15 protein-coding genes and 3 tRNA genes are annotated in these 18,601 nt (G+C 66.6%); 13 read left to right on the plus strand and 5 right to left on the minus strand.

Annotated features, from left to right (window positions below):
- Positions 1–101 precede the first annotated feature (101 nt).
- From ppk2 to hemA, 4 genes are read right to left on the minus strand one after another with little or no spacing between them, the layout of a single operon-like run.
- The gene (gene ppk2 / locus ACZK3J_RS03725; protein WP_100437955.1) at positions 102–884 is read right to left on the minus strand and encodes a polyphosphate kinase 2; all 783 of its coding nucleotides are present in this window, start codon (positions 882–884) and stop codon (positions 102–104) included.
- A 46-nt stretch (positions 885–930) separates the two neighbouring features.
- Complete coding sequence (locus ACZK3J_RS03730; protein WP_478476423.1) at positions 931–2,637, minus strand: O-linked N-acetylglucosamine transferase, SPINDLY family protein; 1,707 nt, start codon at positions 2,635–2,637, stop codon at positions 931–933.
- Positions 2,638–2,642: 5 nt separating this feature from the next.
- Positions 2,643–3,725 (minus strand): peptide chain release factor 1, encoded by a 1,083-nt coding sequence (gene prfA, locus ACZK3J_RS03735; RefSeq protein ID WP_010481754.1) that lies wholly within the window; start codon positions 3,723–3,725, stop codon positions 2,643–2,645.
- The gene (gene hemA / locus ACZK3J_RS03740; RefSeq protein ID WP_132809285.1) at positions 3,703–4,986 is read right to left on the minus strand and encodes a glutamyl-tRNA reductase; all 1,284 of its coding nucleotides are present in this window, start codon (positions 4,984–4,986) and stop codon (positions 3,703–3,705) included. Before hemA ends, prfA begins: the two co-directional genes overlap by 23 nt.
- Positions 4,987–5,049: 63 nt before the next feature.
- Between hemA and ACZK3J_RS03745 the strand changes: the two genes are divergently transcribed.
- From ACZK3J_RS03745 to ychF, 9 genes are all read left to right on the plus strand, one after another.
- Positions 5,050–6,735 carry a tetratricopeptide repeat protein gene (locus ACZK3J_RS03745; protein ID WP_478476424.1) on the plus strand — a complete coding sequence of 562 codons (1,686 nt, stop codon included), beginning with the start codon at positions 5,050–5,052 and terminating at the stop codon, positions 6,733–6,735.
- Positions 6,732–7,391 (plus strand): lipoprotein insertase outer membrane protein LolB, encoded by a 660-nt coding sequence (gene lolB / locus ACZK3J_RS03750; protein ID WP_459003606.1) that lies wholly within the window; start codon positions 6,732–6,734, stop codon positions 7,389–7,391. The genes ACZK3J_RS03745 and lolB overlap by 4 nt, the downstream gene beginning before the upstream one ends.
- Positions 7,388–8,257, plus strand: a complete 870-nt coding sequence (gene ispE / locus ACZK3J_RS03755) for a 4-(cytidine 5'-diphospho)-2-C-methyl-D-erythritol kinase (protein WP_478476425.1) — start codon at positions 7,388–7,390, stop codon at positions 8,255–8,257. The genes lolB and ispE overlap by 4 nt, the downstream gene beginning before the upstream one ends.
- An 11-nt stretch (positions 8,258–8,268) precedes the next feature.
- Positions 8,269–8,345 (plus strand) — tRNA-Gln (locus ACZK3J_RS03760).
- A 139-nt stretch (positions 8,346–8,484) separates the two neighbouring features.
- Positions 8,485–9,444 (plus strand): ribose-phosphate diphosphokinase, encoded by a 960-nt coding sequence (locus ACZK3J_RS03765; RefSeq protein ID WP_005415400.1) that lies wholly within the window; start codon positions 8,485–8,487, stop codon positions 9,442–9,444.
- A gap of 110 nt (positions 9,445–9,554) precedes the next feature.
- Positions 9,555–10,172 carry a 50S ribosomal protein L25/general stress protein Ctc gene (locus tag ACZK3J_RS03770; RefSeq protein WP_014036085.1) on the plus strand — a complete coding sequence of 206 codons (618 nt, stop codon included), beginning with the start codon at positions 9,555–9,557 and terminating at the stop codon, positions 10,170–10,172.
- Positions 10,173–10,220: 48 nt separating this feature from the next.
- On the plus strand, positions 10,221–10,799 hold the full coding sequence (gene pth / locus ACZK3J_RS03775) for an aminoacyl-tRNA hydrolase (protein WP_019338143.1): 579 nt from the start codon (positions 10,221–10,223) through the stop codon (positions 10,797–10,799).
- Between the two features lie 41 nt (positions 10,800–10,840).
- Positions 10,841–11,422, plus strand: a complete 582-nt coding sequence (locus ACZK3J_RS03780) for a DMP19 family protein (RefSeq protein WP_478476426.1) — start codon at positions 10,841–10,843, stop codon at positions 11,420–11,422.
- A 98-nt stretch (positions 11,423–11,520) separates the two neighbouring features.
- Positions 11,521–12,612, plus strand: a complete 1,092-nt coding sequence (ychF, locus tag ACZK3J_RS03785; RefSeq protein ID WP_049422893.1) for a redox-regulated ATPase YchF — start codon at positions 11,521–11,523, stop codon at positions 12,610–12,612.
- Between the two features lie 589 nt (positions 12,613–13,201).
- Here ychF and ACZK3J_RS03790 read toward each other — a convergent pair.
- Positions 13,202–15,940: a TonB-dependent receptor plug domain-containing protein gene (locus ACZK3J_RS03790; RefSeq protein ID WP_478476427.1), complete on the minus strand. Its 2,739-nt coding sequence runs from the start codon at positions 15,938–15,940 to the stop codon at positions 13,202–13,204.
- Positions 15,941–16,110: 170 nt separating this feature from the next.
- Here ACZK3J_RS03790 and ACZK3J_RS03795 point away from each other — a divergent pair, with 170 nt between their 5' ends.
- From ACZK3J_RS03795 to ACZK3J_RS03810, 4 genes are all read left to right on the plus strand, one after another.
- A complete protein-coding gene (locus tag ACZK3J_RS03795) occupies positions 16,111–17,130 on the plus strand; it encodes a cyanophycinase (protein ID WP_134951748.1) in 1,020 nt (339 codons plus the stop codon).
- Positions 17,131–17,235: 105 nt separating this feature from the next.
- Complete coding sequence (locus tag ACZK3J_RS03800) at positions 17,236–18,252, plus strand: isoaspartyl peptidase/L-asparaginase family protein (RefSeq protein ID WP_478476428.1); 1,017 nt, start codon at positions 17,236–17,238, stop codon at positions 18,250–18,252.
- Between the two features lie 137 nt (positions 18,253–18,389).
- A tRNA-Tyr gene (locus tag ACZK3J_RS03805) sits at positions 18,390–18,475 on the plus strand.
- A gap of 24 nt (positions 18,476–18,499) precedes the next feature.
- Positions 18,500–18,573, plus strand: a tRNA-Gly gene (locus ACZK3J_RS03810).
- The last annotated feature ends 28 nt before the right edge of the window (positions 18,574–18,601 follow it).

Raw genomic sequence — 18,601 nt, forward strand, 5'->3', positions numbered from 1 at the left:
TGCCCACCCACACCGCCCCGCCATCCCGCGGATAGCCCGCTGTTGCTGTTGCTGTTGCCGTTGCGTTGAGCAGGTGCAGGGCGCAGCCCTGCCGACCCACCCTAATCTTCGACCGGGAACTCCTCGATCGGCTTCAGTACATCGTAGTGCTCGCGATGCAGCTTGCCCTTCAGCTTCGGCAGCTCCGGCAAGGGCGCATCCACCCGTGTGTCCGGCAACCGGTCCAGCAGGTTGCGCACCAGCGTCAGCCGACCCAGCCGCTGATCGTTGAAATCCACCAGCGTCCACGGTGCCGCCTCGCGATGCGTCGCGCGCAGCATCGCCTCGCGGGCCTCGGTGTAGGCGCTGTACTTGCTGCGCGATTTGAGGTCGACCGGGGAGAGCTTCCAGCCTTTCAGTGGATCGACGTGGCGTTCGGCGAAGCGCTTTTCCTGCTGCTCCTGATCCACGCACAGCCAGTATTTGAACAGCAGGATGCCGTCGTCCACCAGCAGTTGCTCGAATACCGGCGCCTGATGCAGGAACTGCTGGTACTCGGTTTCGCTGCAGTAACCCATCACCCGCTCGACGCCTGCACGGTTGTACCAGCTGCGGTCCATCAGCACGATCTCGCCGGCGGCGGGCAGGTGCGAGGCGTAGCGCTGGAAGTACCACTGCGTGGCTTCGCGGTTGGTGGGCTTGGGCAGTGCCACCACCCGGCATTGACGTGGGTTGAGGTGCTGGCTGATGGCCTGGATCGCGCCGCCTTTGCCTGCGGTATCACGGCCTTCGAACAGCACCAGCAGGCGTTGCCCGCTGTGCTGTACCCAGCGCGCCATCGCGGTCAGTTCCAGCTGCAGCGGTAGCAGCAGTTCGTCGTAGTCCTTGCGCTTGAGCTTGGCCATCATCACACCACGCGGGGAGGAAGCCCGAGCGTAGCGCAGGGATCGCTCAGGCGATGTCGAGGCCCTGCCAGCCATGCTCGCCAGCCAGCTGCTGCAGCAGCGCCGACAGGTTGCGGGCAAACCCGGCCATGTCGAACAGTCCACTGTGGTCGCGTGCCTGGGCCACTTCGGCGCGCAGCGTGGCCAGCGCCGACGGGTCATTGCCCAGCGTACTGGCGGTGGCGATGAACGCCGCATCGTCGGCGACATTCATCCGTGCCAGCCCCAGATGGTGATTGAGGCTGCCGGCCACGCGCGCGGCGAAGGTGTCGCCGGGGCAGGTCAGCACCGGGCAGCCGGCCCAGAGTGCGTCGGACGCGGTGGTGTGCGCGTTGTACGGATGCGTGTCGAGGAACAGGTCGGCCAGCGGATAGCGAGCCAGGTACTGCGGATGTGGCAGCTTGGCCATGAACACCAGGCGTGCCGGATCCAGGCCAGCGGCCTGTGCGGCGCTGCGCAGGCGCGCGTCGGCCTGGCCGGGACCGGACAGCAGCCACAGTACGCTGCCGGGTACCGCCTGCAGTACCGCGAAGGCGCGGCCCATGCTGCGTGGATTGAGCTTGTAGCTGTTGTTGAAGCAGCAGAACACCACGCCCTGTTCGGGCAGGCCGCACTCGGCCCGGGACGGTGCCGGTTCGAGCAAGCGGGTGTTGTCCGAGGGCTGGAACGCACGCGGCAGGCGCAGTACGCGCTCGCTGTAGTGGGGTTCCAGTGACGGCGGCAGAACGAAGCTGTCGCCGATCACCGCATCCATCCACGGCGCACCGGACGTGCCGGGATAGGCCAGCCAGTTCAACTGCAGCGGGGCAGGGCGCATCGCCAGCACTTCCGGCGTACCGCCGCCGCCCCAGCCGCGCAGGTCGAACAGCAGGTCGATGCCCTGTGCGCGGATGCGTGCAGCAGTGTCTGCATGGCGCAGTGCGGCCACATCATGCAGCTGCGTGGCCACCTGCAGGCGCTGGCGGATGCGGCTGCCGTCATCGTGGTTCAACGCGAACAGGTGCAGCTGCAACGCCGGGTCACGACGCAACTGCTCGAACAGGGCCACGGTCAACAATCCGGTGGGATGCGCGCCGAAACCATTGGAAAGGAAGCCGACCCGCAGCGGGCCCTGGGAACGCACCTTCACTGGCGGCAACGGCCGGACTGAAGTGGCAACGGCGGATGCACGGGCACGCGCGCAGGCCAACTGCTCGGCTGCGCTGGCATCTTCGCTGAGGAACGCGAACGGTTCGACCACGCCCTGCCCAGAGGCAAGTGCACCACGTACCTGTGCCGCCAGCGCGTCCACGTCCTGCCAGTCGCACAGGCGACGCTGCCAGGCCAGGCGCTGGGCGGCGATATAGGGTTCGCCCGGCATCAGTGCATGCGCACGGCGATAGGCTGCCGCCGCGCCTTCGGCATCATCGGCATCTTCCAGCGCATGGCCCAGCCACAGGGCAATGCCCGGGTGCTGCGGGGCCAACGCCGAGGCCTGGCCGAGCAGTTTCGCCGCATCGGCATGCGCGCCGGCCATCCAGGCCACGCGGCCCAGCCGCGCCAGCGCTTCAGGGTGGTTCGGGCGCAGCTGCAGTGCACGGCGCGCGGCCTGCTCGCCGGCGGCGATGTCGCCGGCTTCCAGTTCCAGGTCCGCCAGCATCACCCAGGCGACGAAGTCGCCCGGCTGGCGTGCAATCGCCTGTTGCAGGTGCTGCCGCTGCTGCCAGGCCGACATGCGACTCAGCCCGCCGACAACTGGGCCAGGGCGTCGACCTGGTGCTCGTGGCTGAGCCGCTGCAGCAGCGGGTCGAGGTCGCCGGCCAGCACGTTGGGCAGGTCGTACAGGGTCAGGCCTTCCACGCGGTGGTCGGTGATCCGGCCCTGCGGGAAGTTGTAGGTGCGGATGCGCTGGCTGCGGTCACCGCTGCCCACCTGCAGGCGCCGCGACTCGGCCTGCGCCGCGTCCTGGCGCTGGCGCTCGGCATCGAGCAGCTGTGCCTTCAGGCGCTTCATCGCCTTGTCGCGGTTGGCGTGCTGGCTGCGCTCGGTCTGGCATTCCACCACCACGCCGGTCGGCACGTGGGTGATGCGGATGGCCGATTCGGTCTTGTTGACGTGCTGGCCGCCGGCACCGGACGAACGAAACGTATCCACCTTCAGGTCGGCCGGGTTGATGACGATGTCATCGACCTCATCGGCCTCGGGAATGATCGCCACGGTGGCCGCCGAGGTATGGATGCGGCCCTGCGATTCGGTGGCCGGCACGCGCTGCACGCGGTGCGTGCCCGATTCGAACTTCAGGCGCGAGAACGCGCCACGCCCGACCACGCGCGCCACCACTTCCTTGTAGCCGCCATGCTCGCCCGGGCTGTCCGATTCGATCTCGACCTTCCAGCCCTGGCGCTCGGCGTAGCGGGCGTACATGCGGAACAGGTCGCCGGCAAAGATCGCGGCCTCGTCGCCGCCGGTACCGGCGCGCACTTCCAGGAACAGGTTGCCTTCGTCACGCGGGTCGCGCGGCACCAGCAGCAGCGCCAGCTCCTGCTCCAGTTCCTGCAGGCGCGCCTGTGCAGCAGCGATTTCCTCATCGGCCAGCTCGCGCAGGTCCGGGTCGGCGCGCATGCCTTCGGCGGCGGCCAGATCGGCCTTGGCACGGGCTTCATCGGCCAGGGCGATGGCGATCGGTTCAAGTTGGGCGAATTCGCGCGAAAGGTCGCGGAAACGAGTGTTGTCGGCGACCACATCGGGTTCGGCGAGCAGGCGTTCCAGTTCTTCGCGGCGCTCGGCCAGCGCTTCCAGCTTACGGCGCAGGGTCGGCGTCATCGGGTCTCACGGGTGGGTGGCGGTAACCCGGCGTGGCCGGGAACAGGCGCTCGGCGGCGCGGGTCAGGTCGGCATCGCCACTCAGCGCGGCCGCACGCAGGGCGGCGGTCGGCGGATGCAGCAGGCGGTTGGTCAGGCCGTGGGCAAGCAGCTCCAGCACTTCGTCGGCCGGCTTGCCGTTGGCCAGTTGCTGGCGTGCGCGCTCCAGCAGCTCGGCACGGGTGGCTTCGCCGAACGCGCGCAGCTGCCGCAGCGGCGCCTGATGGGCGCTGGCCTGCTGGGTCTCGACGAAGCGCGACACCTGCAGGTCGATGATCGCCTCGGCTTCGGCGGCGGCCTCGCGGCGGCCACGGCGGTTGTCTTCGACCGCGCGTTCGAGATCGTCCACGGTGTAGAGGAAGGCGTCGTTGAGCGTGCCGACCTCGGCCTCGATGTCGCGCGGTACGGCCAGGTCGAACAGCAGCATCGGCTTGTGCCGGCGCGCGCGCAGGGCCTTGGCCACCATTTCGCGATGGATCACCGGTTCGCGCGCAGCGGTGGCCGAGAACACCACGTCGGCCTCACCCAGGTGGCGGTCCAGTTCGGTCAGCGGCAGCGCCACGCCACCATGTCGGCTGGCCAGTTCCTGCGCGTGGGCGAGGGTGCGGTTGGCGATCAGCAGCCGGCGTACCTTGCCTTCGCTCAGGTGCCGTGCAGCCAGTTCGATGGTCTCGCCGGCACCGACCAGCAGTACGGTGGAATCGTCCAGCCGCGCGAACGCGTTCTGCGCCAGGCGCACCGCAGCCGACGCCACCGATACCGGGTTGGCGCCGACCTGGGTATCGGTGCGCGCACGCTTGGCCACCGAGAAGGTCTGCTGGAACAGGCGGTCCAGGCGGTGGCCGAGCAGGCCATGGTCGCGCGCGGTCGACCAGGCATCCTTCACCTGGCCGAGGATCTGCGGTTCACCCAGCACCATCGAGTCCAGCCCGGTGGCGACCCGGAACAGGTGGCGCACGGCCTCGGCGTCAGCGTGCTGGTACAGGTAGCCCTGCAGGTCGCCGGCCTGGGTGTGCAGCCACTGGTCCAGCGCCTGTGCCGAATCGGCCACGGCGTACAGCTCGGTGCGGTTGCAGGTGGACAGCAGCACCGCCTCGGCGATCTGCGGAGTATCGCGCAGCGAACCGAGCGCGCGCGGCAACGCCTCACCGGCGAAGGCCGCGCGCTCGCGCAGCTCCACCGGTGCGGTCTGGTGATTCAGTCCGAGCACCCACAGGGTCATTGTTCAGTTGCTTGCGATAAGCTGCTGGCCATTGGACGACATTTTAAGGCCCCGATGCCGACGATGCCCGCATTGATTCGCATCCCCAGTGTTCTGCTGCTGTCCCTGGCCTGCAGCCAGGCCCTGGCGGCGGTGCCGGCCAAGGCCCCCGTACGGGCCCCGGCCACTGAGGAACTGGCGCTGGAACCGGTGATGGCCGGTGAGTTCGCCCTGCAGGCCGGCAAGCTGGCCGAGGCCGCGCGCTGGTACCTGCAGGCGGCCCAGCAGACCGACGGCGACGCCGGCCTGGCCGAGCGCGCGACCCGCATTTCCATGCTCGCCAACGATGATGCCAGCGCCGCCAAGGGCCTGGCCCTGTGGCAGCAGCGCGCCCCGCGTTCGTTGACCATGCGCAGTGCGGCCGGTGCGCTGGCCATGCGCCAGGGCGATGTGAAGGCAGCGCGTGGCGATCTGCAGGCCTTGCTGGCCGACCCCGACGAGCGCGGCTGGAAGTTCGCCCTGGCCGCACTGATCGGTGGCGGCCGTGATCCGGCGGTGCCCGCGCAGGTGCTGGGTGAGCTGGTCGACGCCAATGCCATTCCGCCGAAGATCGAAGCCTGGCAGGAGTTTGGCCGCCTTGCCCTGCGCATGGAAAAGCCCGAGCTGGCCCGGCGCATGATCGATGAAGTGGTCAAGCGCTTCCCGGAAGAGCCACGTGTGGCGCTGCTGCGTGCCAGCCAGCTGCAACAGGCGGGCGAGACCGGCAAGGCGTTGTCGCTGCTGCACGATGTGGAGCCGAAGACCCGCCAGGACCCGGAACTGCGCAATGCGGTGGCCATTGCCTATGACAGTCTCGGCCAGCCGTCCGCCGCCGAGCGCGTGCTGGCGTTCGGCCCGCAGGACGTGCAGACCTGGGGCATGCGCGCCTCGCTGCTGGCCAAGCAGGGCGACAAGGCCGCGCTGTCCAATCTCTACAACGAACTGTCGCGGCAGGCGGCCAAGCCGGACCCGGCGCAGCGCCTGCTGCTGGGCAAGATCGCCGAGTACCTGAAGCGTTATCCCGAGGCAGTGCAGTGGTACCACAGCGTGCCCGGTGGCGATGAGCTGAGCGAAGCGCGCCTGCGCGCGGCCAACGCCCAGGCCCTGGCCGGGCGCCTGCCGCAGGCATTGGATGAAGTGCACGCGATCCAGTCCGATGCGGTGGTCGACGACGATGTGCGCCGCGATGCCTACCTGCTGGAGGCCGAACTGCGCCAGCGTGCTGACGACAGTGCCGGGGAGCTGGATGCGCTGGCCCGCGGCCTGGCCGCCTACCCGGATGACAACGGCCTGCTGTACGCCCGTGCGCTCACCTGGGAACGCCGCGACGACATCCCGCGCGCCGAGGCCGACCTGCGCAAGATCCTGGTGACCGACCCGGAGAACGTGCCGGCATTGAACGCGCTGGGTTACACCCTGGCCGATCGCACCGGTCGCCTGCAGGAAGCGCTGGAGCTGATCGATCGCGCCCGCGTGGCCGAACCGGACAACGCTGCCATCGTCGACAGCTATGGCTGGGTGCTGTACCGCCTGGGCCGCAAGGAAGAGGCACTGGTGCAGCTGCGCCGGGCCTGGACCCTGGCCAAGGACCCCGAGATCGCCGCCCATGTCGGCGAAGTGTTGTGGGTGCTGGGCAAGCATGACGAGGCCCGCCATTTCTTCGACGAAGCGGCCAAGCTCGACCCTGAAAACCGCGCGCTGCTGCGCGCCCGCGAGAAATTCAATCCATGAGTGTTTCCCTGATCCGGCCGCTGCTGTTGGCAACTGCGGCTCTGGCGCTGACCGCCTGTACCAGCGTGGGCACGCAGAAGATCCCGGCGCCGGCGGTGGTCGAGGTTGTTTCGGCCGAGGCGGCGCAGGCCGAAGCGGCGCGCGTGGCCGCGCTGCAGGCACAGCCGGACTGGGCTTTCCAGGGCCGGGTCGCGGTCAGCAAGGGCAAGGACGGCGGCAGCGGACGCATCGACTGGAAGCAGGAAGGACGCCGCTATGTGGTCGAGCTGAGCGCGCCGGTGACCCGGCAGAGCTGGAAGCTGACCGGCGATACCCATTCCGAAGCCGGTCGCCTGGAAGGACTGGCCGGCGGGCCGCGTGACGGCGAAGACGCCCAGCAACTGCTGCTGGAGGCGACCGGCTGGGACATTCCGGTCAACCAGCTGCCGGCGTGGATCCGTGGCCTGGTGGCCGGTGATGCTGCCGGTCCGGAGAAGGTCGAGCGTGATGGTGAAGGCCGGCCGCGTCGCATGCAGCAGATGGGCTGGCAGGTGCAGTACCTGGACTGGTACCCGGCCGAGGCCGGGCGCCCGGCGCTGCCGCGCCGGATCGAGGCCGGCAATGGCGACGCCAAGGTGCGCCTGCTGGTCGACCAATGGGGGCAGGGCACCCCATGAGTGCCGGGCGCGATGACACAGGCTGGTCCTGGTGGCCGGCCCCGGCCAAGCTGAACCTGTTCCTGCACATCACCGGCCGCCGTGCCGATGGTTACCACGAGCTGCAGACCGTGTTCCGCCTGCTGGACTGGGGCGACCGCATCGGTCTGCGCCTGCGTGAAGACGGCCAGGTGCGCCGGCAGGGCGAGGGGCTGGCTGGCGTGGCCGAGGCGGATGACCTGGCGGTCCGCGCCGCGCGGCTTCTGAAAGATGCGGCCAATATCGTGCAAGGCGCGGACATCATCGTCGAAAAACACGTTCCTGCAGGTGGTGGCTTTGGCGGCGGTTCGTCCGATGCCGCCACCGTGCTGGTGGTGCTGAACCGCCTTTGGCGGGCCGGTCTGGACGAGGACGCGCTGGCCGCGCTGGGCCTGCGCCTGGGTGCGGACGTGCCGGTGTTCGTGCGCGGGCGCAATGCCTGGGCCGAAGGGGTGGGCGAGCGCCTGCAGCCGATCGAGCTGGAACCGGCCTGGTATGTGGTGGTTGAACCGGGCGTTCATGTTCCCACCCCGGCCCTGTTCGCAGACCCGGATTTGACGCGCGACAGCCCAGTGGCGAAAATAGAGGACTTCGCTTCCGGAACCCTGGTCGGGAACGCGTTCGAACCGGTGCTGCGCCGCCGTGAGCCTGCCGTCGAGGCAGCGTTCGCAGCGTTGAGCGACATCGGCACGGCGCGGCTGACCGGTTCGGGAAGTGGTTGTTTCGTCGAGTTCGCATCGCAGTCTGCCGCAGAGCAGGGACGGTCGAAGTTGCCGAAGGAGTTGCGGGCAAGGGTGGCAGCGGGCGTTGCGCGTTCGCCACTGCTGGATGCACTCGAGCAACACTGATTTATCAATGCAGGGGCGTCGCCAAGAGGCCCAAGGCACCAGGTTTTGATCCTGGCATTCGTAGGTTCGAATCCTACCGCCCCTGCCAATAGCGGCTGTGTCCGCGCCTTCCAGCGCATCACCTGCGCGGGACGTGGAAACAACCGCGGTGTTGTCAGCAGCAAGGGTCCATCGGGTCCTTGCCGACTCCGGATCCCCGCCACTCGTCCCCGCCCGAGACAATCATGATGCAAGAGTCCCCGAACCTGCTGGTCTTTTCCGGCAACGCCAACAAACGTCTGGCGCAGAACATCTGCAAGGAACTGGGGGTTCGCCCGGGCAAGGCGCTGGTCTCGCACTTCTCCGATGGTGAAGTGCAGGTGGAAATCGAAGAGAACGTCCGCAAGCAGGACGTGTTCGTGATCCAGCCGACCTGCGCGCCGAGCGCGGAAAACCTGATGGAACTGCTGGTGCTGATCGACGCGCTCAAGCGCGCATCGGTGGCCAGCGTGACCGCCGTGGTGCCGTACTTCGGCTACTCGCGCCAGGATCGCCGCATGCGTTCCTCGCGCGTGCCGATCACCGCCAAGCTGGCGGCGAAGATGTTCAGCACCGCTGGCGCTGATCGCGTGCTGACCGTCGACCTGCACGCCGACCAGATCCAGGGCTTCTTCGATATTCCGGTGGACAACGTGTATGCGTCCCCGCTGCTGCTGGCCGACATCTGGCGCGCCTACGGCACCGAGAACCTGATCGTTGTGTCGCCGGACGTGGGCGGCGTGGTCCGCGCCCGTGCGGTCGCCAAGCGCCTGGATGACGCCGATCTGGCGATCATCGACAAGCGCCGCCCGCGCGCCAACGTCTCCACCGTGATGAACATCATCGGTGACGTCGAAGGCAAGACCTGCGTGATGGTCGATGACATCGTCGATACCGCCGGCACCCTGTGCGCCGCTGCCGCTGCCCTGAAGGCGCGCGGTGCGCTCAAGGTCGCCGCCTACTGCACCCACGCGGTGCTGTCGGGCCCGGCGGTGGACAACATCACCAATTCCCAGCTCGACGAGCTGGTGGTGACCGACACCATCCCGCTGAAAGACGCAGCGCGGGTGTGCAGCAAGATCCGCCAGCTGAGCGTGGCGGAAATGCTGGCCGAAACGATGCGCCGCATCGCCTTCGGCGAGTCGGTCAGCTCGCTGTACGTCGACTGAGTTTTTCGTCCCTGCCGGCAACGGCGGGGACATACCCCGGGTGCTTCTGGTCGCGGAAGCATCTTCAACCGCCACGCCGCAGGGCGCGGCAACAACCTGAGTAATCGAAAATGTCGAAGACCCATGAAATCAAGGTCACCAAGCGTGAACTGCAGCGTAAGGGTGCGAGCCGCCGCCTGCGTCACGCCGGTGTGATCCCGGCCATCGTGTACGGCGGCAACGCCGAGCCGGTCGCCATCAGCCTGGACCACAACGAAATCTGGCTGGCCCAGCAGAACGAGTGGTTCTATGCCTCGATCCTGGACCTGAACCTGGACGGCCAGGTGCAGAAGGTCCTGCTGCGTGACATGCAGCGCCACCCGTACAAGCAGCTGATCATGCACCTGGACTTCCAGCGCGTGAACGAGAACGAAGCCCTGACCGCTTCGGTCCCGCTGCACTTCATCAACGAAGACACCTCGCCGGCCGGCAAGGCTGCCGACGTCGTGGTCACCCACGAACTGAAGGAAGTGACCATCACCTGCCTGCCGAAGGACCTGCCGGAGTCGATCGAAGTCGACCTGGGCGAGCTGAAGGCCGGTGACGTGGTGTACCTGTCCAACATCAAGCTGCCGAAGGGCGTGGAAATCCCGGCCCTGGCGCTGGGCAAGGACCACGACGACGCCATCGTCACCGCCAAGGCCGGCAAGGCCGACGCGGCTGACGAAGAAGCGGCTGCCGCCGAGTAATACCGCTACGGTGCCTGCCTCCGGGCAGGCACCGTATTGGAAGGAACCATGGCAGGACTGCGACTGATCGTCGGTCTGGGCAACCCCGGATCGGAACACGCCCGGACCCGGCACAATGCCGGGTTTCATTTCGTTGAGGCCCTGGCGGAAAAAGCCGGTGCACGATGGAATGTGGACAGCAAGCTGTTCGGTGAGACCGCCAAGGTCGAGATCGCCGGGCAGACGGTGTGGCTGCTCAAGCCCGCCACCTTCATGAACCTCAGCGGCAAGTCGGTCACCGCCGCACAGCGGTTCTGGAAGATCGAGCCGGAAGAAACCCTGCTGGCCCACGACGAACTGGACCTGGCGCCCGGCGTGGCGCGGCTGAAGTTCGACGGTGGCCACGGTGGCCAGAACGGCCTGCGCGACACCATCCGCCTGCTCGGCCACGGCAAGTTCCATCGCCTGCGCGTGGGCATCGGCCACCCCGGCCACAAGGACCGCGTGGTGGGTTGGGTGCTTGGGCGCCCTTCCAAGGACGATGAAGTACTGATTTCGCGCGCCATCGATGATGCGATCGACGTGCTGCCGCTGGCGGTGCAGGGCGATTTCAGCGAAGCGATGAAGCGGCTGCACACTCCGCGCTGACCATGACCGACCCGCGTACTCCCTGCACCGTGTGTGGCGCCATGATCCTGCTGGCGACGGCGGCCCGGAACAATGGGCTCTGCATGCCGTGCCGGAATGGCACGCGGCAAAGCATGGAAATGGCGAGAACGCGGGATCGGGAGATTCGCGAAGAGCGGAAGCGCTTCGGAGAATCCGCAGAGGGGCGGCATTGGCATTGGTTGATCGAACAGGTCCACGGGAACGGTTGTGGATTTGCCGGATTGTCAGTGCAGGATCAGCGTTACTTTGCGATCAACGCGCTCATCAATGATGTCTATCGTGGAGGGCTTGATGCCTATTTCCTCAATTCTGCTGGCGCCTACATTGCTGAAGCGCTTGCAGGGCTTGGGGAGATGCAGCAGCTTGGCGTGCGAGACATCGTGCTCGCTGCCCAGCAGCTACTGTTTGGCAATGAGGCCATGGAAGATCATCATGCGCAAAGACGCCTGCAGATCTATCGTGCTGACGGGTGGCTCGACGATGAAGTCGAAACAGCACTTGCTGCGCTGGATGGGCGATTCTATGCACTGGTCGACGAGGGCCAGCTTGAAGAACTGCTGAAAGCGTACGCAGAACGTCACAGGTTGTACGCCGCGTTCTAGCGCGGGCTACTGGAAGGACGATTGGGGATTGAAGGCATGCCCGCAGGCGAGCCTTGAATCCCGAATCATCCACTTACACTCAAACCCGGATTCAACCCATGGGTATCAAATGCGGCATCGTCGGCCTGCCCAACGTCGGCAAGTCGACCCTGTTCAATGCGCTGACCAAGGCGGGTATCGCCGCGGCGAACTTCCCGTTCTGCACCATCGAACCGAACGTCGGCATCGTGCCGGTGCCGGATCCGCGCCTGAACGAGCTGGCAGCGATCATCAACCCGCAGAAGGTCATCCCGACCGCAGTCGAATTCGTCGACATTGCCGGCCTGGTCGCCGGTGCCGCCAGCGGTGAAGGCCTGGGCAACAAGTTCCTGGCGCACATCCGTGAAGTCGATGCGATCACCCACGTGGTGCGCTGCTTCGAGAACGCCGACGTCATCCACGTCAACAACAAGGTCGACCCGATCTCGGACATCGAAACCATCGATACCGAGCTGGCGCTGGCCGACCTGGACAGCGTCGAGAAGGCGCTGAACCGCGCCGAGCGTGCGGCCAAGGGGGGTGACAAGGACGCCGCGGCGCGCAAGCCGGTGCTGGCCAAGCTGCAGGCGGCGCTGTCCGACGGCAAGTCCGGCCGTTCGGTGGGCCTGGACGAGGAAGAGAAGGCGCTGGTGCGCGATCTGTTCCTGCTGACCCTGAAGCCGGTGATGTACATCGCCAACGTGCTGGAAGACGGTTTCGACAACAACCCGCACCTGGAAGCCGTGCGTGCGCATGCTGCCGCCGAAGGCGCGCAGGTGGTGCCGGTGTCGGCCGCGATCGAAGAAGAGCTGTCCCAGCTCGATGACGAAGACCGCGATACCTTCCTGGCCGATCTGGGCCTGAGCGAGCCGGGTCTGAACCGCGTGATCAACGCGGCCTACAGCCTGCTCGGCCTGCAGACCTACTTCACCGCCGGCGTGAAGGAAGTCCGCGCGTGGACCGTGCGCAAGGGCGCCACCGCCCCGCAGGCTGCCGCGGTCATCCACACCGACTTCGAGAAGGGCTTCATCCGCGCCGAAACCATCGCGTATGACGACTTCATCAAGTACAAGGGCGAAGCCGGCGCCAAGGAAGCCGGTCGCCTTCGCCTGGAAGGCAAGGAATACCGCGTGCAGGAAGGCGACGTGCTGCACTTCCGCTTCAACGTCTGATCCAGCAGCAACGGATCGGCCCCGGACGCCCCGCCTTGTGCGGGGCGTTCGCGTTTCTGGTGATGGACAAAAAAGCACCAGGCTGCGAAACGCTTGCGGTGCGACGTTTGCCGGCACTTGTCCACAGCAAACTCCCATCGCTTTCCACGCCCCATGTGGAAAACCGTGGGGGCGGATCCCTTTCCACGGGAAAGGGCTCCGACCCCGATCAGTGCAGTCGGACCGTGGACAGAATTTCACCACGCTTCGAAACGCCTGCGCTGCAATGCTCGCGCCCACTTGTCCACACCAAGTTCCCATCGCTCTCCACGTCCGGTGTGGAAAACAATCGAAGGGCATGGACAAAAAATCACCACGTCCGGAAACGCCCGCACTGCAAGCCTCGCGGCCACTTGTCCACACCAAGTTCCCATCGCTTTCCACGCGCGGTGTGGAAAACCCGCGTGGCCCGCTCTGGTAGTCGCCCACCTTGGTGGGCGCGTGGCAGATCAGTGCCCACCAAGGTGGGCATCTACCAGAGCCAGGTCCCCAAACAACAAGGCCCGCCAATGGCGGGCCCTGTCGTCCACGTTCTGCAATGCGGCGTGCCTTACAGCGCGCTGCCACCGAACTTGTGGGTGTACTGCAGGTTGATGGTGCGGCCGACGCTGTCGAACCAGGACACGTCGTAGTACGGATACGCGGTGTACGTGGCGTCCTTCGGCGGCATCTTGTTGAACACGTTGACCACCGACAGCGACAGGCGCGAGTGGTCGTCGAAGCGGTACTGCAGCGACGCGTTGTAGCGGTAGGTTGCCTTGATGTACGGGCTGTCACCACTGTCCCACTTGAATACCTGGTCGTAGCTGTCCGAGGTCGGCAGCTTGCCCAGGCGCGAACCATAGACCGTGGCCGACCACGCGTCCTTCTCCCAGGTCACGCTCAGGCTGGTCTTGGTACGCGGGATGTCGAAGTTGCTGTTGACCGCGAACTGGTCCTGGATCGGATCACCGGGGTAGCGCTGGAAATCGTGCTTCTTCACCCAGGTGTGGGTGCCGTTGAGGATGAAGTCGCCGATGCCGGTCTGCAGGCGGTAGCGCAGGCCAATGTCGATGCCGGAGGTGGATTCGCGGGCGACGTTGATCGGGGCGACACGCACGCCGTACAGGCGGCCATCACTGGTGCGGGTGATGCGGTCGAGCGCGTCCACGCAGGTCGGCGAGTTGATGTCGGCACTGCCGAGGCGGCAGTTCGCTTCGCTGGCCAGGATCGTGCGCACGTCCATGTCCTGCACCTGCTTGCGCATGTCGATGTCGAACCAGTCCACCGACAGGTCCAGGCCGATCGCCGGCGACCAGACGAAGCCGGCACTCCACGAGGTGCTGGTTTCCGGGTCGAGCTGGCGGTTGCCGGTGCGGCTGCGGATCAGGTTGTGCTCGTAGTCGGAACAGTCGGCGGCATCGTCGGCGCGGCAGCTGTACAGGTCCACTGCGCTGGTCTCGTCGTTGCCCGGGCCGGCGAACACGTAGTGGAGGTCCGGCGCACGGAACGCGGTGCCGTATGAACCGCGGACCAGCAGCGTGTCGATCGGGCGCCATTCCAGGCCACCGCTCCAGGTCGCCTTGCCGATGGTGTGGCCGGAATAGCGGTACTGGTCGTAGCGGCCGGCCACGCTCAGGTTGACCGTCTCGTGCAGCGGCATGCGCAGCTCCGCAGCGGTCGCCCAGCGGTTGCGCGAGCCCTTGCCGTCCGAATCCTTCCAGCTGTAGTAGTAGTACTGGGTCGCCAGCGGATCGGGGTTCAGCGAGTACGCCTGCTGGCCCACTTCCACGGTCGCGGCGAAGCCGGCATCACCGCCCGGCAGGCCGAACAGCGCGGAATTGGTCAGCGTGAACGCAGCCGTCTCGGTGCGCGACTTCGGGGTGTAGGTGGTGCGCGCCGCGATCGAATCGTACTCGGCGCGGGTCAGCGGCCGGTACAGGCGCGACGGGTCGGCGTTGTAGATCGGGAAGCCGTCGTCGTCCACGCCCAGCTGCGGGCCCAGGAACAGGTCATTGGCTTTGGCGGCGATGATCTGTGCCCAGCTGATCCGCGACTGGTACTGCGAATGGCTCAGGGCCGCTTCGTAGTCCCAGTTGCCGGCCAGGTTGCCCTTGAAGCCGGTGGTCACGCTGAAGGTCTTCTGCGTGCTGCGCACCATTGCATTGCGCAGGCCACCCATCTCCTCGGGCGAGAACTGGCGCTGCCAGAACTCGATCTCGCCGGTGGCCTGGTTGTTGAAATAGCCCGACTCATCGCCGTTGGCGTCCATGCGGCCCCACTTGGTGACGTCGCGCATCAGCGACATCGTGTGGTAGCCCAGCTGCACATCGGCGAACCACTGCTGGCCGTTGTCGAAGTCGTAGCTCAGCGAGGCGTAGCCATTGGCGCCGCGGCGCTTGCTGAGGATGGTGCCGTAGCCGATCGAGCTGTCGCTGCCGCAGTAGTAACCGTAGCGCGGGCGGTAGGCGCGGTAGGTGCTGCCCTGGTTCTGCCCGGCCAGCGCTTCGCAGGTGGCCGCGCCCGGATCCAGGTAGTCGTCGTTGTAGTCCGTGCGCAGGTAAGCGCGGCGTGCGATGCGTGAGCCCTCGGTGGGGCCGTCCTGGGTCGAATCCTGGATGTCGCGCTCGTACGCCCACAGCGGGGTCTGCGACTGCAGTTCAACGCTGTATACGGCGTTGAAGTTGCCACGGCTGAAGCCACTGGCCAGGCTCATGTCGAACGACTCGCCACCGCCTTCGCTGGTGGTGCCCATGCGCACGTCGACGGTGGTGCCGTCGGCCTTCTTCTTCAGGATGAAGTTGACCACGCCAGCGATCGCGTCCGAACCGTAGATGGCCGAGGCACTGCCGGTCAACACTTCGATGCGCTCGATCATGCCCAGCGGGATGTTGGAGACATCGGTGAAGTTGCTGCGGCCCTTGAACGGCATCGGGAAGTCGGCGATGCGGCGGCCATTGACCAGCACCAGCGTGTGATTCGGGCCCAGCCCGCGCAGGTCCACCTGCTGGGCGCCCGGCGAGAAGTCGGCGCCGCTGGACGACTGCTGGCTCTGCGTCTCACCGCCGTTCTGGGTCATCGAGCGCAGCACGTCGGGCACGCTGGTGAAGCCGCTGGAGCGGATCTGCTCGGCGCTGATCACCGTGATCGGGGCGGGGCCTTCCACCTGGGCGCGCGGAATGCGCGAACCGGTGACCTGCACCGCATCCAGTTGTTGAACCGAAGAGGAAGCCGGTGCCTGGGCCGCCGCGGAAGCAGCCACGCCCATCAACGCCAGCTGGATCGACCACGCCATCGCCTTTCTACGCATGAGGAATTCTCGGAAATGAAGCCGGCCCGCAGAGGAGGGGCCCTGTCCCCCATTCAGATTTCCGGAATGGGCGCGCGCATTTAACGCCTTTTTTATGCCCTTGACTACTGGGTCCCTATCTGGCAAAGAGTGAAAACGCTTGCAAGTCGATTTTGTTCAGGGAGATCAAGATGCGACGCCTCCATTGCACCCTGCGTGCCCCCTTCGCCTGGCTGGCGCTGCTGGTGTTGGCCGTGCCGTTGGCCGCCCTTGCGCAGGACCTGCAGGGCCCGGGCTTCGCCTACTACGAAGCCGGGGATCTCGACGCACCCCGGCCCGGCCCGCGCGCGCCGGCCATGATGCTGATGGGCGGTGGCGAATGGGTGCCGGAGGCCTTTCACTGGTGGCTGAAGCAGGCCGGTAACGGCCGCGTGCTGATCCTGCGCGCTTCCGGTAGTGATGAACTGCAGGACCGCCTGTATCGCGAGATCGGCGGGACCACCGCAGTGCAGACGCTGGTCTTCGACAGCCGCCGCGGCGCCGACGATCCGGCCGTGCTGCGCGTGGTGGCTGCGGCCGATGCCATCTTCATTGCCGGTGGTGACCAGTCGCGCTACATCCGCTTCTGGAAGGGCACCGCGCTCAACCGCGCGCTCAATGCCCATGTGCGCGCCGGCAAGCCGATTGCCGGTACCAGCGCCGGGCTGGCCATCCTCGGTGGCTATGCCTACGGCGCGATGGACGGCGGCAGCATCACCTCCGCCGGTGCGCTGGCCGACCCGATGGGCAGTGCGGTGACCATGGACAGTGGCTTCCTGCAGATGCCCTACCTGCAGCGCGTGGTCACCGACACCCACTTCGACAAGCGCGATCGGCTCGGCCGCCTGATCGTGTTCGTGGCGCGCGCCGCGCAGGACAGTGGCGACCCCGACATCGTCGGCATCGGCGTCGACGAGGACACCGCCCTGTGCGTGGAGCCCGATGGTCAGGCACAGGTCTACAGCGCCGACGGCGAAGGCAAGGTCTGGGTGGTCAGCCCCGGCCGCGATGCCGACCGTCTGGTCGAGGGCGAGCCGCTGCGCTTCCACGCGGTGCCGGTAACGGTGGTCGCCAGCGGCAGCCGCATGCGCCTGGACGATTTCCAGGCCGAGGCCGATTACCAGGCGATGGCCGACGTCAGCGACGGCGAGATTGAGTTCACGCTTCGGTAGTGCCGGCCGCTGGCCGGCAACTCGCCTTCCCTGATGCGCCCCTTGCCGGCCAGCGGCCGGCACTACCCCGCAATCCATTCCCTCGTTCTGCTGGAGACGTACCCGATGAAACTGCGCCTGGCGCTGTCCGCACTGTTGTCCCTGCCCATGCTTGCCCAGGCCGCACCGGCGGCTTCACCGCTGCTGGTCATCCACGGCGGCGCCGGCGTCGAGCGCAAGGACCTGTCGCCGGCCGAGGAAAAGGCCGCACGTGACGCGCTGCGGGCGGCCCTCTTGAAGGGGCATGCGGAGCTGGCGGCGGGTCGCCCCGCGTTGGCTGCTGTCACCGCTGCGATCACCGTCCTGGAGGACGATCCCACCTTCAACGCCGGCAAGGGTGCGGTGTTCACCCACGACGGCCACAACGAGCTGGATGCCGCAGTGATGGACGGGGCCACCCAGGCTGCAGGCGCGGTGGCCGGCGTGCAGCGGGTGCGCAACCCGGTCCTGCTGGCGCAGGCCGTGATGCAGAAATCCAGGCACGTGATGATGGTGGGGCAGGGCGCCGAAGCCTTCGCGGTCGAGCAGGGGATGTCTCTGGTCGATCCCTCCTACTTCCGTACGGAGAAGCGTTGGCAGCAGCTGCAGCGTGCACTGAAGGAAGAGGCCAGTGGCCAGGCGCATGCCGACCTGGAGACTGCAAAGCACTTCGGGACCGTCGGTGCGGTCGCATTGGATGCGCAGGGGCACCTGGCCGCCGGTACCTCCACTGGTGGCATGACCAACAAGCGCTATGGCCGGGTGGGTGACTCGCCGATCATCGGTGCAGGCACCTGGGCCGATGCGCGCTGTGCGGTGTCCGGCACCGGCTGGGGCGAGTACTACATCCGCACCGCGGCCGCGCACGAGATCTGCGCACGCATGCGCTACCAGGGGCAGACGCCGGAACAGGCCGGCAAGGGCGTGATCAACGAGACGATTCCGCAGATGGGGGGTGACGGCGGTGCGATCGTGCTCGCTGCAGACGGAAAAATGGCCACGCCATTCAACACCCAGGGCATGTATCGGGGCTGGATCGGCGGCGACGGCGTCCCTCATGTCGCAATTTTCGCCAACGAGACCCTTGCGGTCCCGGGGCAATAACCTTGCGTATCAATGGGTTTGCGACAGCGTGTGAAAAAAGTGGAAAAAAGCGTTGACAGCCCCCCGTCCCATCAGCAGAATAAGCGGCTCACCACCACACACCGCAACGCTTCGGCGGCAACGGAATGGGGTGGTAAGGAGGGATACCCAAGCGGCCAACGGGGGCAGACTGTAAATCTGCTGGCTTACGCCTTCGGTGGTTCGAATCCACCTCCCTCCACCAGTTTCACGTTGTGACATTCCCGGCGCGGGAGTAGTTCAATGGTAGAACCTCAGCCTTCCAAGCTGATGGTGCGGGTTCGATTCCCGTCTCCCGCTCCATTGAATGAACTTTGAATATTATCGAGTT

Source organism: Stenotrophomonas sp. 86428_Sma, from assembly GCF_056481585.1.

Excerpts from the sequence above, each read along its gene's own strand:
- ppk2 (WP_100437955.1), bottom strand. The coding sequence starts at position 884 with ATGGCCAAGCTCAAGCGCAAGGACTACGACGAACTGCTGCTACCGCTG.
- ACZK3J_RS03730 (WP_478476423.1), bottom strand. The coding sequence starts at position 2,637 with ATGTCGGCCTGGCAGCAGCGGCAGCACCTGCAACAGGCGATTGCACGC.
- prfA (WP_010481754.1), bottom strand. The coding sequence starts at position 3,725 with ATGACGCCGACCCTGCGCCGTAAGCTGGAAGCGCTGGCCGAGCGCCGC.
- hemA (WP_132809285.1), bottom strand. The coding sequence starts at position 4,986 with ATGACCCTGTGGGTGCTCGGACTGAATCACCAGACCGCACCGGTGGAG.
- ACZK3J_RS03745 (WP_478476424.1), top strand. The coding sequence starts at position 5,050 with ATGCCCGCATTGATTCGCATCCCCAGTGTTCTGCTGCTGTCCCTGGCC.
- lolB (WP_459003606.1), top strand. The coding sequence starts at position 6,732 with ATGAGTGTTTCCCTGATCCGGCCGCTGCTGTTGGCAACTGCGGCTCTG.
- ispE (WP_478476425.1), top strand. The coding sequence starts at position 7,388 with ATGAGTGCCGGGCGCGATGACACAGGCTGGTCCTGGTGGCCGGCCCCG.
- ACZK3J_RS03765 (WP_005415400.1), top strand. The coding sequence starts at position 8,485 with ATGCAAGAGTCCCCGAACCTGCTGGTCTTTTCCGGCAACGCCAACAAA.
- ACZK3J_RS03770 (WP_014036085.1), top strand. The coding sequence starts at position 9,555 with ATGTCGAAGACCCATGAAATCAAGGTCACCAAGCGTGAACTGCAGCGT.
- pth (WP_019338143.1), top strand. The coding sequence starts at position 10,221 with ATGGCAGGACTGCGACTGATCGTCGGTCTGGGCAACCCCGGATCGGAA.
- ACZK3J_RS03780 (WP_478476426.1), top strand. The coding sequence starts at position 10,841 with ATGATCCTGCTGGCGACGGCGGCCCGGAACAATGGGCTCTGCATGCCG.
- ychF (WP_049422893.1), top strand. The coding sequence starts at position 11,521 with ATGGGTATCAAATGCGGCATCGTCGGCCTGCCCAACGTCGGCAAGTCG.
- ACZK3J_RS03790 (WP_478476427.1), bottom strand. The coding sequence starts at position 15,940 with ATGCGTAGAAAGGCGATGGCGTGGTCGATCCAGCTGGCGTTGATGGGC.
- ACZK3J_RS03795 (WP_134951748.1), top strand. The coding sequence starts at position 16,111 with ATGCGACGCCTCCATTGCACCCTGCGTGCCCCCTTCGCCTGGCTGGCG.
- ACZK3J_RS03800 (WP_478476428.1), top strand. The coding sequence starts at position 17,236 with ATGAAACTGCGCCTGGCGCTGTCCGCACTGTTGTCCCTGCCCATGCTT.